General features: G+C 70.2%; 13 protein-coding genes. 11 read left to right on the top strand and 2 right to left on the bottom strand.

Annotated elements, in window-relative coordinates:
- Positions 1-218: 218 nt before the first annotated feature.
- From hemB to ccsB, 8 genes are all read left to right on the top strand, one after another.
- Complete coding sequence (hemB, locus tag ABN028_RS13420) at positions 219-1,199, top strand: porphobilinogen synthase (RefSeq protein WP_349696827.1); 981 nt, start codon at positions 219-221, stop codon at positions 1,197-1,199.
- A 19-nt stretch (positions 1,200-1,218) separates the two neighbouring features.
- A complete protein-coding gene (locus tag ABN028_RS13415) occupies positions 1,219-1,584 on the top strand; it encodes a nuclear transport factor 2 family protein (RefSeq protein ID WP_349696826.1) in 366 nt (121 codons plus the stop codon).
- Between the two features lie 860 nt (positions 1,585-2,444).
- Positions 2,445-3,734: a glutamate-1-semialdehyde 2,1-aminomutase gene (gene hemL, locus ABN028_RS13410; RefSeq protein ID WP_349330119.1), complete on the top strand. Its 1,290-nt coding sequence runs from the start codon at positions 2,445-2,447 to the stop codon at positions 3,732-3,734.
- Positions 3,735-3,825: 91 nt separating this feature from the next.
- On the top strand, positions 3,826-4,482 hold the full coding sequence (locus tag ABN028_RS13405) for a histidine phosphatase family protein (RefSeq protein WP_349691302.1): 657 nt from the start codon (positions 3,826-3,828) through the stop codon (positions 4,480-4,482).
- Positions 4,483-4,568: 86 nt separating this feature from the next.
- Entirely contained in the window at positions 4,569-5,153 is a 585-nt protein-coding gene (locus ABN028_RS13400; protein ID WP_502877606.1) for a TlpA disulfide reductase family protein, read from the top strand.
- An 89-nt stretch (positions 5,154-5,242) separates the two neighbouring features.
- On the top strand, positions 5,243-5,962 hold the full coding sequence (locus ABN028_RS13395; protein ID WP_502879181.1) for a cytochrome c biogenesis CcdA family protein: 720 nt from the start codon (positions 5,243-5,245) through the stop codon (positions 5,960-5,962).
- A 55-nt stretch (positions 5,963-6,017) separates the two neighbouring features.
- A complete protein-coding gene (resB, locus tag ABN028_RS13390) occupies positions 6,018-7,703 on the top strand; it encodes a cytochrome c biogenesis protein ResB (RefSeq protein ID WP_349696825.1) in 1,686 nt (561 codons plus the stop codon).
- Positions 7,700-8,794: a c-type cytochrome biogenesis protein CcsB gene (gene ccsB / locus ABN028_RS13385; protein WP_349696824.1), complete on the top strand. Its 1,095-nt coding sequence runs from the start codon at positions 7,700-7,702 to the stop codon at positions 8,792-8,794. Before resB ends, ccsB begins: the two co-directional genes overlap by 4 nt.
- 66 nt (positions 8,795-8,860) lie before the next feature.
- On the opposite strand, the gene ABN028_RS13380 is transcribed toward ccsB, so the two are convergent.
- Together ABN028_RS13380 and ABN028_RS13375 are read right to left on the bottom strand one after the other, a co-directional pair.
- Entirely contained in the window at positions 8,861-10,099 is a 1,239-nt protein-coding gene (locus tag ABN028_RS13380; RefSeq protein WP_349696823.1) for a hypothetical protein, read from the bottom strand.
- Between the two features lie 48 nt (positions 10,100-10,147).
- Positions 10,148-10,522, bottom strand: a complete 375-nt coding sequence (locus ABN028_RS13375) for a PLD nuclease N-terminal domain-containing protein (protein ID WP_349330053.1) — start codon at positions 10,520-10,522, stop codon at positions 10,148-10,150.
- Positions 10,523-10,641: 119 nt separating this feature from the next.
- Between ABN028_RS13375 and ABN028_RS13370 the strand changes: the two genes are divergently transcribed.
- From ABN028_RS13370 to cds1, 3 genes are all read left to right on the top strand, one after another.
- Complete coding sequence (locus tag ABN028_RS13370; RefSeq protein WP_349330054.1) at positions 10,642-11,625, top strand: threonine ammonia-lyase; 984 nt, start codon at positions 10,642-10,644, stop codon at positions 11,623-11,625.
- 109 nt (positions 11,626-11,734) lie between these two features.
- Positions 11,735-11,986, top strand: a complete 252-nt coding sequence (locus ABN028_RS13365; protein WP_349330055.1) for a DUF4229 domain-containing protein — start codon at positions 11,735-11,737, stop codon at positions 11,984-11,986.
- 673 nt (positions 11,987-12,659) lie between these two features.
- Positions 12,660-13,763 (top strand): L-cysteine desulfhydrase Cds1, encoded by a 1,104-nt coding sequence (gene cds1, locus ABN028_RS13360; protein ID WP_349696822.1) that lies wholly within the window; start codon positions 12,660-12,662, stop codon positions 13,761-13,763.
- Positions 13,764-13,766: the final 3 nt, after the last annotated feature.

The following is a 13,766-nucleotide window of genomic DNA, read 5'->3' as shown; positions in this document are numbered from 1 at the left end:
CCGGCGCGGCCCGGCTCGGCTCGGACGAAGACGAGCAGAGCTTGTCTGGGCCGGGACAACGCGCCCGCTATCGCCGCAAATGACCACGCTGCCCATGCCTGTGGAACCCGGGCGCGGTGTCGATGCCTCTCCGGTTGCCACAGGCATGGGCCGCGTGGTCATTTGCGGGCCGACGTCTGACACATTGGACGAAACAGACGGGCGCTAGCCTCGTAGGTATGGGATTCCCCGAGATCCGTCCGCGGCGGCTTCGTACGACCCCCGCGATGCGTCGGCTGGTCGCCGAGACCGACGTCGATCCGCGGTCGCTGATCCTGCCGCTCTTCGTCCGTGAGGGTGCGGTCGAACCGATGCCGATCCCGTCGATGCCGGGCGTCGTTCAACACACGCTCGACACTCTGCGCAAGACCGCCGTCGAGGCGGTCGAAGCCGGCGTCGGTGGGCTGATGCTGTTTGCCGTTCCCGAACGCAAGGACGCCATCGGCAGCGGCGCGACCGACCCGAGCGGCATCCTCAACGTCGCGATCCGCGAGCTCGCAGCCGAGGTGGGTGGCGCCACCGTCGTGATGGCCGACCTCTGCCTCGATGAGTTCACCGACCACGGCCACTGCGGGGTGCTCACGCCGGACGGTCAGGTCGACAACGACGCCACCCTCGAACGCTACGCCGAGATGGCTCTTGCCCAGGCCGCCGCCGGGGTCCACCTGGTGGGTCCGAGCGGCATGATGGACGGCCAGGTCGGCGCGATCCGTTCTGCTCTCGACGACGCCGGCCACACAGACGTCGGCGTGCTGGCCTACACCGCGAAGTACGCCTCGGCGTTCTTCGGCCCGTTCCGCGATGCCGTCGAGTCGAGCCTGCAGGGTGACCGCAAGACCTACCAGCAGGATCCGGCCAACGCCGTCGAGGCGTTGCGCGAGGCCGCGCTCGATGTCGCCGAGGGCGCCGACATGCTGATCGTCAAGCCGGCGTTGGGATACCTCGACGTCGTACGCCGGGTGAAGGACGCGGTGCAGGTTCCGGTCGCTGCATACAACGTCTCCGGCGAATACTCCATGGTCGAGGCGGCGGCCGCCCAGGGCTGGATCGAGCGGGAGCGGGCGATCCTCGAGATCCTCACCTCGATCCGGCGCGCCGGCGCCGACGTCGTGCTGACGTACTGGGCCGTCGAGGCCGCCCGCCTGCTGCGTCGGGTGTAGTGGGCCGATGGCGCGGGGCATGCCCGAGCGGCTCGTCCGGGCGTACTTTGACGGTTGGCTCGCCGCCGACCGCGACGCGATTCTCGCCACCCTCCACCCCGCGTGCGTGGTGATCGAGTCGTACGGGCCTGTCTACCGTGGCATCGACCAGGTGGCCCGGTGGATCGATGGGTGGCTCGCCCCCGGCAACCGGGTCACCCGGTGGGACATCACTGCGCTCGACGCCACGAGCGACGCCTGTTTCGCCGAGTGGGACTTCCAGTGCCGCTACGACGGTGAGCTCGGCGGCTTCGAGGGCGCCACCGTCGCCCGCCGGAGCGGCGACAAGCTCGCGTATCTGAGGGAGTACGCCATCACGGCGCCCCGCTATGACTGGCAGGGGTAGCCGGTCGGCGCCCCGAGAATGACCACGCTGCCCATGCGTGTGGACCTTCGAACGGTGTCGACACCTGTTCCGGCTCCTACAGGCGTACTCAGCGTGGTCATTCTCCGCGGCTGCACCGGGAAGAGCCGGGAAGAGCCGGGAAGAGCCGTGAAGCCGAGCTGACGCCGCTCCGCCGACGTGGAGTGGGTCCGCACGGGTGACGTGCGAGGAGCCGGTGCGGCTGCATGGAGAAGTTTGGTGCGGCTGATCGGACGGGGCCGGTTGCGGTTGACGCGAACGGGCTAGGTGCGGTTGACGCGGAGGAGTCCTACCCCGGACATGGAGGGGCCGCCACGGCGCCCGGTCGGGGGGGAGGTAACCAGGCGCCGCGGCGGCCGAGGAGGCCCGGCGCGCCCGGGGGGGTGAGGGCGCCGAGCCAGTCGCGGGACCGCGGCCGTGTGGCCTTACGGACTACGAAAGGCGTTTTTGGGTGTGGTCGAGCTCGTCGACGAATTCGAGGTTGACATAGGTCGATCCGTCATCGAGACGATAGCGGCTGGTGGGCCGACAACGTAATACGGCCGCACGCTGCACCGCCGGTGCCCTTCAGCGGTCCCCCGTGTCATCCTGACCTCCCGTAGCTCACGACTCACCATACGTCGCGGCCACGCCTCTTTGAACCCCGAACCCATCGCCGATTCAACGACGGGAACGGCGAGTGGTTACGGCCGAGATCACATACGGGTCGACGCCCTTGTCGGCGAAATTTTCGGAGGAGAGACAATGACGCGGTGACCGAGCCTCGTACCCCTGTCCCGGGCGCCACTGCCCCAGCTGAAACCCCAGCTCAGACCGCACAGGAGCCGCTCACGTCGCGGTCGTTGTTCGAGCGCGCACAGGCAGTCACGCCCGGGGGTGTCAACTCCCCGGTGCGCGCGTTTCGGGCCGTCGGCGGCACCCCGAGGTTCATCACCCGGGCGTACGGCCCCTATCTGGTGGATGCCGACGGGCGTGAGTACGTCGACCTCGTGGGCTCGTGGGGGCCGATGATTCTCGGCCACGCACACCCGGAGGTGGTCGAGGCGGTGACCGCGGCTGTGGCTGCCGGCACGTCGTACGGCACGCCGACCGTGCCCGAGGTGGAACTCGCGGAGGAGATCGTGAGTCGTACGCCGGTCGAGTCGGTGCGGTTCGTGTCCTCAGGAACCGAGGCCACCATGTCGGCGATCCGGTTGGCGCGAGGCGTGACGAACCGCACCAAGATCGTGAAGTTCGCGGGCTGCTACCACGGCCATGTCGACGCACTCCTCGCTTCGGCGGGTTCGGGTGTCGCGACCTTCGGCCTCCCTGACACACCCGGTGTCACGCAGGCGCAGGCCGCGGACACCGTCGTCGTTCCGTACAACGACCGTGCGGCCGTGCGTGCGGTGTTCGCCGAGCACGGCGACGAGATCGCGGCCCTCATCACCGAGGCGGCGCCGGGCAACATGGGAGCGGTTCCACCCGAGGAAGGCTTCAATGCCTTCCTCGCCGAGACCTGCCGCGGACACGGGGCCCTGTTCATCTCCGACGAGGTGATGACGGGCTTCCGGGTCAGCCGGTCCGGTTGGTACGGAATCGACGGTGTGACACCCGACTTGATGACGTTCGGAAAGGTCATGGGTGGTGGCTTCCCGGCCGCGGCGTTCGGCGGCAGGGCGGACTACATGGCGCAGTTGGCGCCGGCCGGCCCGATCTACCAGGCGGGCACGCTGTCCGGCAACCCGGTGGCGACGACGGCCGGTCTCACCACGCTCCGGCTCGCGACCCCTGACGTCTACACCCGGCTGGACGACACCGCCGCCGCCGTGGGCGAGATCGTCGGCACCGCCCTTGCCAAGGAAGGCGTTCCGCACCTCGTGCAGTACGCCGGAAATCTCTTCAGTGTCTTCTTCGTCGACCCGGACGAGTTGCCCCGGGTGCGCAACTTCGCGGAGGTCCGCAGCCAGGCGGCGTACCGGTTCCCCGCGTTCTTCCACGCGATGCTCGAGGGTGGCGTCCATCTGCCGCCGAGTGTCTTCGAGGCGTGGTTCGTGAGCGCCGCGCACGACGCCACCGCTCTCGACCGGATCGCGGCCGCGGCACCGGTGGCCGCCCGCGCGGCGGCGGCTGCCCAAGCCCCTGAGAAGTAGCTGGACCAGCCAGCTTGAGAAGTAAGAGCCGCCCGAGAACCAGCTGTCCGAGGAACCACGAGCCGACCAAGAAGAACGGGTGGGAGCGCCGGTGACGCCACCACGTACGCTCGTCCATGTGCTGCGGCATGGCGAGGTGGACAATCCAGGCAAGGTTCTCTACGGCCGGTTGCCGGGCTACCGGCTGTCCGAACTGGGCCGGAAGATGGCCAAGCGGGTGGCGGACACGCTCGCCGGCAGAGACGTCGTACATCTCCGGTCGTCTCCGCTGGAACGCGCACAGGAGACGACCGAGCCGCTGGCCGCGGAGTTCGGGCTGTCCGTCACGGTTGACGATCGGCTGATCGAGGCGGCCAACGTCTTCGAGGGCCGGACGTTCGGCGTCGGTGACGGCTCGTTGCGCCGACCGTCGTCCTGGCGGCATTTGCGCAATCCGTTCCAGCCGTCGTGGGGCGAACCGTACCGCGCGATCGTCGTACGCATGCTGGGTGCGTTGGGCGATGCCCGGCGGGCGGCGGAAGGGCATGAAGCGGTGCTGGTCTCCCACCAGCTGCCGATCTGGACACTGCGGTCTTATGTCGAGGGACGCCGGCTCTGGCACGATCCTCGCAAGCGTCAATGCACCCTTGCCAGTCTCACGACCTTCACCTATGACGCAGATCGGCTTGTGTCCGTTGACTATTCCGAGCCGGCGGCCGACCTGTTGCCAGTGACCGCCACGCCGCGGAAGTTCGTCGCGGGGGCATGAGAGTGTTGCGTTACCCAGCCCGCGTCCGCACGGCCTTGCTCCGGCTGTGCCCCTCACGGAAGGCAATCGGTCCGGCGGTGCCTGTCCTGGCCCGGATCGTCGCCGCGGCCATCGGGCTGGTTCTGCTGGTGGGCTGCACAGGTGGCGGGAGTGACGACGGCACCGGTGGCGGTTCCGCAAACGCCAACGCCCGGTTCGTCTCCGGCAGTGGGACGGTCACCACCATCCCGCCGGCAGAGCGTCAACCCGCGCCTGCCCTCGCCGGAAAGACCCTGTCCGGCAAGCGGATCAGCCTCGCCGACTTCGACGGCAAGGTCGTCGTGCTCAACGTCTGGGGCTCGTGGTGCGCGCCGTGCCGGAAGGAGGCGCCGGATCTCGTGGCGGCGGCGAGGACGCTGAAGCCCACCGGCGTGGAGTTCCTGGGCGTCAACACCCGCGACAACGACCCGGGACCGGCGCGTGCGTTCGTGCGGACGTTCAAGGTGACGTATCCGAGCGTCTACGACCCGAACGGCGAACAGCTGTTGGGGTTCCGTGAGACGTTGCCACCCAGCGCGATCCCGTCGACGCTCGTGATCGACCGTCAAGGCCGGGTTGCGGCCCGCGTCCTCGGCACCCTCAGCCAGCGGACCCTGGAACAGCTCGCCACCGATGTCGAGGAGTCCGGGTGAATCCCGCCACCGTCGTTTCCGTCGGGGCTTCCGGGTTCAGTATGGGACCAGTGGCCGGGTCGGTAGGTGACGGCTTCGCCAACGTCGCGATGAACGGCTCGCTCATGCTGGCGATCCCGGTGGCGCTGCTTGCCGGGTTGGTGTCGTTCCTCTCCCCGTGCGTGTTGCCGTTGGTGCCGGGCTACCTGTCCTATGTCACCGGTCTCTCCGGCGCCGACCTCGCCTCAGGTGCGCGCGGACGGATGGCAACTGGGGCGCTGCTCTTCGTTGCTGGGTTCGCGATCGTGTTCGTGTCGGCGGGTGCGTTGTTCGGAGCGTTGGGGACGTTCCTGGCCGGCAACGCCGGTGTGCTGACGGCGGTGCTCGGTGTGGTCACGATCGTGCTCGGGTTGGCCTTCCTGGGGCTCGTCCCTTGGCTGCAGCGGGACTGGCGAGTCCATAGTGTGCCAGCCGTCGGGCTCGGCGCGGCACCCTTGCTGGGCGTGCTGTTCGGCCTGGGATGGACGCCGTGTATCGGGCCGACGCTCGGTGTCGTCGCGACGCTGGCGGTCAACGAGGCGACCGCCGGCAGGGGTGCCTTGCTCATGGCTGCGTACGCGGCCGGGCTCGGGGTGCCGTTCGTCCTGGTGGCCGTGGGGTTCCGCCGGTTGCTCGGTGGACTGTCGTTCGTCCGCCGGCACCATGTCTGGGTGACCCGCGCCGGCGGTGCGTTGCTCGTCGTCGTCGGACTGCTGATGGTCACCGGGGCCTGGAACGGCGTGATCGGGCCGATGCGGCAGTGGATCAGCGACTTCTCGACGGTGCTGTGAGGTTGGCCCGTGGAGGATGCGGCCATGCGTGGGACGGAGCGGAGGTGAGGCGCGGATGACGCAGACGCAGGTGCGAGACGAGACGGCGCGCAATGACGCTCCGCCGCCGCTGCGTCCCTTCGAGCTGTCCCGGTGGGCATGGCGGCAGCTGACGTCCATGCGTACCGCCTTGTTGTTGCTCTTCCTGCTGGCGCTCGCGTCGATACCGGGCTCGATCATCCCGCAGCGGCAGGTGAACCCGGTCGCGGTCGCGGACTTCGTGCGTGCCAACCCCGGACTGTCCCGATGGTACGAACGCTTCGAGCTGTTCGACGTCTTCGGGTCGGCGTGGTTCGCCGCGATCTATCTTCTGCTGTTGGTGTCGTTGCTGGGATGCGTGATCCCGCGGGCAGCGCTGCACTGGCGGGTGGTGCGGTCGCGACCGCCGGGGGCTCCGCGCCATCTCGACCGGCTGCCGGAGCATCGCAGCTGGACAACCAGCGGGGCGCCCGACGACGTGCTCGCCGCAGCCGCGAAGGAGCTTCGTGGGTTGCGCTATCGCGTCGACCGCGGCGCCGACTCGGTGGCGGCCGAGCGAGGGTACCTGCGCGAAGTGGGCAACCTGGTCTTCCACGTCGCGATCGTGGTGGTCCTGGTCGGTGTCGCGGTCGGCAGTCTCTTCGGCTTCCGCGGGACCGCACTGGTGGTGGTCGGAAACGGTTTTGCCAACACGGTGACGCAGTACGACGGCTACCAGAGTGGCGGACTCTTCCGGGACAACCAGCTGCCGCCGTTCGCTCTGACCGTCGACGACTTCCGGGTGCGCTTCGAGACGCGGGGCGAACAGCGCGGCTCGGTCCGGGCGTTCAACGCCGCCCTCACCTACACCGAGCGGCCGGGGGCGCCGAAGCAGTCGTACGACCTGAGTGTCAACCATCCGTTGCGGGTCGACGGTGCACAGATTCACCTGATCGGGCACGGCTACGCACCGCGGTTCACCGTGCGCGACGGTAACGGCGAGGTGGCGTTCTCCGGCCCGGTGCCGTTCCTGCCGCAGGACGGGCGGTTCACCTCGACCGGGGTCGTGAAGGTGCCCGACGCCCGGCCCGAGCAGCTCGGCTTCCAGGGCTTCTTCCTTCCGACGGCGGTGGTGGACCCGCAACGCGGCCCGGTGTCGGCGTTCCCGGATGCGCTGCGGCCGTCGGTGTTCCTCACGGCGTACAGGGGAGACCTCGGACTGGACTCTGGCGTGCCGCAGTCGGTCTATCGGCTCGAGACCAGGACGTTGACGCAGTTCCGGTCGGCGCCCGGTGAGCCCTTCCGGCTGGCGCTGACGCCCGGCGAGCGGGCGGAGCTGCCGGATGGGGCGGGCAGCATCACGTTCGACGGGTACGCCCGCTGGGTCAACCTGCAGGTCAGCCGTAACCCCGGCGAGCCGGTCGCGCTGGTGGGCGCGGTGCTCGCCCTCGGCGGCTTGCTACTATCCCTTGTAGTACGTCGCCGCCGGGTCTGGGTCCGGTTGACCGAGGACGGCGGGCGTACGGTGGTCGCGGTCGCCGGGCTGGATCGAGCCGAACCAGGCCTGGGGTCGCGCGGAGCCGGCGCTGCCGGTGCGGGGGGCGACGGCGCGGACGGTCGAAGGGCCGTCAGCGACGGCGGCGCCGACAGTGGGGGCACCGCCAGCGACCTCGCGATCGAGATCGACAAGCTCGCCGCCGGACTTCAGGCTCGCGCGGCACCGGTCAGGGAGGAGCAGGAGTGAGCGCGCTCGCTGCTTTGTCGGACAACCTCGTCCACTCGGCGACAGTCGTCCTCGCGCTGGCGATGGTGGCGCACGCGGCGGAGTGGGCGTTCCTTCGCGAACGCCGTACGGCACCGGACGCCGCGACCAGCCGCTCCGGGGCAAAGCGCCGCGCGGCCGAGTCCTCGGGCGCCGCCCTCGCGACGGAGACCGACGCCAGGGGCGGCGACACCGTTGTTGCGGTGCTCGAACGCCCGGACGCTGGTCGCTCTGGCGAGGGTCCTGGTCCCGCTCACGCCGGTCCCGCCGACACCGGTCCCGCTCACGCTCATGCTGGCGGTGGAGACGGAGCGGCGGGCGCTCAGTCGCTCCGTACGGCGATGTTCCACCGGATCGGCCTCGCGCTCACCATCCTCGGCACGATCCTGCTGGGTGGGGGCGTGGTGTCGCGCGGCGTGGCGGCGGAGCGGGTTCCGTGGAGCAACCTGTACGAGTTCGCGATCACCGGCAGCCTGGTCATCGCCGTCACCTACCTCGTGACGCTGCGGCGGCTCCGGATCGGGTTCCTCGCCCTTCCGCTGGTGGGGTTCCTCCTGGTCGTGCTCGGCATCGCCATCACCGTTCTCTACCTCCCGGTCTCGGGCCTCATCCCCGCGCTCCAGTCGTACTGGCTGGTCATCCACGTCTCCGCGGCGGTCACCGCGACCGGCGTACTCACCCTCGGCGCGGTGGCGAGTGTGCTGCAGATCGTCAAGGCCAGGCAGGAACGCAGGGGAGGGGGCGGCTATGTCGCGCAGCTTCCCCCGGCGGCCACGATCGAGCGGACGGCGTACCGTCTGAACGCCTTCGCGTTCCCGGTCTGGACGTTCGCCCTCATCGCCGGCGCCATCTGGGCCGCCGCGGCGTGGGGACGCTACTGGGGCTGGGACCCCAAGGAAACCTGGATGTTCATCACCTGGGTCTGCTACGCCGCCTACCTGCACGCCCGGTCGACGGCCGGCTGGCGGAGCCGCGCGTCGTGGATCGCGCTCGTGGCGTACGCCGCCCTGCTCTTCAACCTGATCGGCGTCAACTTCCTGATCAGCGGCTTCCACTCCTACACAGGCAAGTAGCGGTTCGCATCGCCGTCGCCGTCGCCGTCGCCGTTGCTGGCGCGGGGGGAGCGGACGCGGCCGACGCTACGTCTTTCCACCCGCGAACGCAGGGTAGAGCGGGAGCGGATCGACGACCTGCCAGGCACGCCGGGCGGCGGCACGGGCTGGATCGGCGAGGCGGCTGCGCAGGGCCGCAAGCTCCGGTTGACGGTCCGCCGCGTCGGCGAGTTCGGCCAACCGCTGCAGGAAGATCTGCCGGCGCGAGCCGAAGGTGAAGTCGTACGCATCCCAGTGGGACCGGTCGGCGCCGGTGGGTTCCAGGGCGGCCTCGAGATGCCAACTGGCGTTGAGCAGCGCCCAGAACGCCGCGCACGCGTTGAGGGCGGTGTGGAAGTCGGCGTCGGAGGTCGCCCGCCCACCCGCCGCCAGCCGGTCGCGGTAGCGCTGCACGAGGTCCTCGGCGAGGTCCGGCAGGAGCCGTCGTACGCACCAGCAGGTCGGCATCGTCGTGCGCAGGTAGGCCACGTCGAGCAGGGCGTGCCGGGCGTCGGCGAACTCCACGTCGAACAACCGCAGCCTGCCGTGCTCGTCGACCCGGTTGTTGTCGGGGCAGCAGTCGTTGAGGCTGAACGCCCGCCACGGTCCCGGATCGTCCAGGATCGCGTCGATCCACGCGATCGCCGCGGCGACGTCGCCGTCGAGGTCGATGGTCGGATCGAGGGTGCCGAGTGGTGTCGTCAAATCGCCGAGGCACTTGGCCGCCGAGAAGCCGTGATGCGCCGGGGCCGTTGTGCCGAGGCGGGCGCGGAGGTCGTCGTAGGCCTCGGTGCGTCCGAAGGTCGCCAGGTGGACCTCCGCCAGCGCGTCGACATATCCGTCCAGTCCGGCACGCGCCTGCTCGGCCGAGGTCCCCAGCAGGAGGTTGGCGAGGCTCGGCCCGGCGCCGAGGTCCTCAATCACCACGAAACCCAGCGCGGCATCACCGCCGTAGAACGCGGGTACGGCCGTGCACGGCGTGGGCAGGGACGACAGGAACTCCAGGCCGGCCCATTCGTTCCACAGTCTTGCTGCCGGGCCGTAGGGATCCGCGTCGTCCTTGTCGAACTCGTCGTTGTCACCGCGGTGGGCCATCTTCACGACGGCGCTGGCGAGCGGCGATCCGTCGTCGAGCAGAACCCGGGCGACGAACGCATGGCCGTCATGGTTGAGGATCTGCTGGCCGACCACCGCGGCGGTTTTGCCGACATGTCGGCTGAGAAGCTCGGCGGCGCGGGTGCACACCTTCTCCGGAAGGGTCGGCCGCGCGACATGCTCGCCAGTCATCCGGTGAGAGTAGAGCGCCCGACCCGAGGTGTCACCTGTGATCCGTGGTCAGCCCGCCGGGTCGCTCGGGTCGCTCCTGTCCTCGCGAGGGTCCAGGTCGCGCTCGCGGCGTTCGAGATCGGCCTGCCACTGCCGCAGGCGTTCGTCCTCGGCCTCGAGGCGGCGTTCCTTGAGGCGGCTGAGGAACTCGGGATTGTCATCGGGCGCGACCATGGTCGGCGACGTCGGCCGCGACTGCGAGCCCGCCCGTGGTCGGCCGGCGAGGAGCCAGCCGAGCGGACCGAGGAACGGTACGCAGACGATGACAAGCGCCCAGAGCGGGCGCGGCATGGTGCGCACGTCCTCGCGGCGGCTCTGCACCAGGTCGACCAGGCAGAAGACCACCAGGACGATGGCGACCAGGACCGGCAGCACTCGGGGCACCCGGAACCCTCCTCACATGCGGCGTACGACAATGCCTGCGCACGAGCGTAGCCGCCATCCCGCGGTGGGGTGAACCTGTCCAGCGCGCCGCCCTGCGGCGCGGCCGGTAGCGTCACGACATGGGCGAAAGACAGGATTTGGTGGGGCTTGCCGAGGTTCGTGCCGCCGCCGAGCGGATCGATGGCAGGGTCGTCCGGACCCCCCTGGTGCCGGCGCCCTGGGCCGACCGCGACCCCACCCGGCCGCTCTGGCTGAAGCCGGAGAACCTCCAGGTCATCGGGGCGTTCAAGATCCGCGGCGCGCTCAACGCGGTCGGCACGCTTGCCGAGGCGGAGCGGGCGCGGGGGATCGTCACGCACTCGTCGGGCAACCACGCCCAGGCGGTGGCGATGGCGGCGCGGCTCTTCGGGGCCAGGGCGTACGTCGTCATGCCCGACACCAGTCCGCCGGTCAAGGTCGCAGCGACCCGGGCGCTCGGCGGAGAGGTGATCCTCGTGCCCCCCGCCGAGCGGGAGTCACGGGTGGCGGAGCTGGTGGCCGCGCACGGGTATGCGTACGTTCCCCCGTTCGACGATCCGCGGATCATCGCCGGGCAGGCCACGATCGGGCTGGAGATCATGGCGGACCTGCCCGAGGTCGCCACGGTGCTCGTGCCGGTCGGTGGCGGTGGTCTCGTGTCCGGCATAGCGACCGCGGTCAAGGCGCTCCGGCCGGACGCGCGAGTCGTGGCGTGCGAACCTGAGCTGGCCGGCGACCTGGCCGAGAGCATGCGGGTGGGCGAGCGGCGGACATGGCCGGTCGAACGTACGTACCGGACGATCGCCGACGCACTCCGCGTCTGCGTCGGTGAGCTCGCCTGGGAGCACGTCCGCGCGCGGGTCGACGGTGTGCTCACGGTGTCCGACGACGCGATCAGGGCGGCGGTCGGGGCCCTGGCGGTGCGGTCCCGGCTGGTCGCGGAACCAGGTGGTGCGGTGGCCACCGCGGCCTACCTCGCGCATGCCGCGGATCTGCCGGCCGGCCCGGTTGTCGCGGTCGTGTCGGGAGGCAACATCGAACCGAGTCTGCTCGCGGAGCTGGTCGGCGCCGTGGGTACCGGCTGATCGCCGGCCCGGGACCTCGGTGGACCGGGGATCGGCGCCGGCCGCGGTGCGCCTGTGGAACGGGGCCCTCAGCGGGCGCGATGAGCGGCTGACGTACGCTGCGACTGTCGTGCGTACCTTCCTCGTCTACACACTTCTCCGGCTCGCCATCTTCGCGGCGTGCTTCGGGATCCTCTACCTGCTCTTCGGCAGCGAGACCTCACCGTGGTTGGTCGCGCTTCCGGCCCTGCTGTTCACGTCCGGATTGTCCTGGTTGCTGCTGCGACGGCAGGGAGTCGAGGCGGGGCGGGCGCTCTCCGGCGGGATCCGTTCGGTGCGGGGACGCATCGATGCCGCCACCCGCAAGGAAGACATCGACTGAGCCCGTCTCGAAGCGCCGCGCGGGATCAGCGGGAGCGGTCGACGGCGCCGAGGAGTCGGCGGGTGAGGGCGTCGCGGTCGGAGAGAAGTTCGTCGCAGGCGGTTCGCATGCGGTACGCAGGTCCGCACCTTTTGGAGGTGCCGCGCCACTTCGATCCCGTCCATGCGGCGGCTGGTCGAGGTCGGTCGGCTGGGTGATCTCGCCGGAGGTGAGGTCGACGCCTAAGAGGTTCGTCCGGTTGCCACGGTCGGAGCCGAAGAGCAGCTTCCGCCCGTCGTCGTACCACCCCGGGTTGGTGAAGTAGGGGTGATGGCTGTGGCCCTTGTGGTGGGTGAGCTGGCGCACCTCGACGCCGGTCTCGTTGTCGGTGAACGTCCGCCATTCGGCCGGGAAGGTGTCGCCGCGTGCCACCGGAGCTCCCATCGCTCGAGGGGGTCGGGTCGCATTCCTACGCTCGTGCGTACGAAAGCCGCCGCCTTCATCCTCGGCTGCGGGCGGACGAATCGGGCGAGGGCTTTCCGGAAGCGGCCCGGAGCACCTGGGCTCGACGGTTTGGCGGGGTGGCGACGGGTTGGCGGGGTGGCGACGGCGTGGCTGACGCGCCGCAGGCATGCTCAGCGTGGTCATTTGCTGGAGTCCCGGCGGGCACCGGCCCCGGGGTTAGCCTGCTGACATGTCATGTTTCGGCGTACGGACGGCGAAGCGCCCGCCGCCCGACCGCGCCTGGGTCGCCGAGGCGATCCGCCGGGTAGAGGCCGACGCCAACCGCAGCGCCGACACGCACCTCCACGTGTTCCCGCTGCCGCCGGAGTGGGGCATCGAGCTCTATCTCAAGGACGAGTCGGTCCATCCCACCGGCAGCCTCAAGCACCGGCTGGCGCGGTCACTGTTCCTCTACGCGCTCGCGAGCGGCTGGATCGGGGAGGGGACGACCGTCATCGAGGCGTCGAGCGGCTCGACCGCCGTGAGCGAGGCGTACTTCGCCCGCCTTCTGGGGCTGCCGTTCGTGGCGGTGATGCCGGCGTGGACGAGCCCGGAGAAGATCGCCCTGATCGAGTTCCAGGGTGGGCGCTGCCACCTGATCGACGACCCGCGCGGGATCGACGCCGAGTCGCGCCGGCTCGCCGACGAGTGCGGCGGCCACTTCATGGACCAGTTCACCTACGCCGAACGCGCCACCGACTGGCGGGGCAACAACAACATCGCCGAGAGCATCTTCGAGCAGCTGAGCGCGGAACCGCACCCCATCCCTCGGTGGATCGTCGTCGGGGCGGGCACGGGTGGCACGAGCGCGACGATCGGGCGGTACGTGCGGTATCGCCGCTACGCCACCCAGGTCTGCGTCGTCGACCCGGACGGCTCGGCGTTCTTCCGCGGCTGGTGTGAGGACGACCCGTCGTGCACGGCGGAGGGGTCGCGGATCGAGGGGATCGGGCGGCCGCGAGTGGAATCCTCGTTCGTGGCCGATGTGGTGGACACGATGATGCGGGTACCCGACGCGGCGTCGCTTGCGGCGATGCGGTATCTCGCGGCGGTGACGGGGCGGCGGGCGGGCGGGTCGACGGGCACGAACCTGTGGGGCGCGCTGGCGCTGGTCGCGCGGATGCTCCGGGACGGGGACCGCGGCAGTGTGGTGACGCTGATCTGCGACGGCGGGGACCGCTACGCGCACACGTACTACGACGACTCGTGGGTGGCGCGGCAGGGCCTCGACCTCGAGCCGTACGCCAAGGTCTTGGAGAGGTTCGGCGCCACGGGCGAGTGGATGACGCCGTAGGCG

The sequence above is a fragment of the Actinopolymorpha sp. B17G11 genome (genome assembly GCF_040196095.1).
GTDB lineage: Bacteria > Actinomycetota > Actinomycetes > Propionibacteriales > Actinopolymorphaceae > Thermasporomyces.
This window is presented reverse-complemented; position numbering and strand designations above follow the sequence as displayed.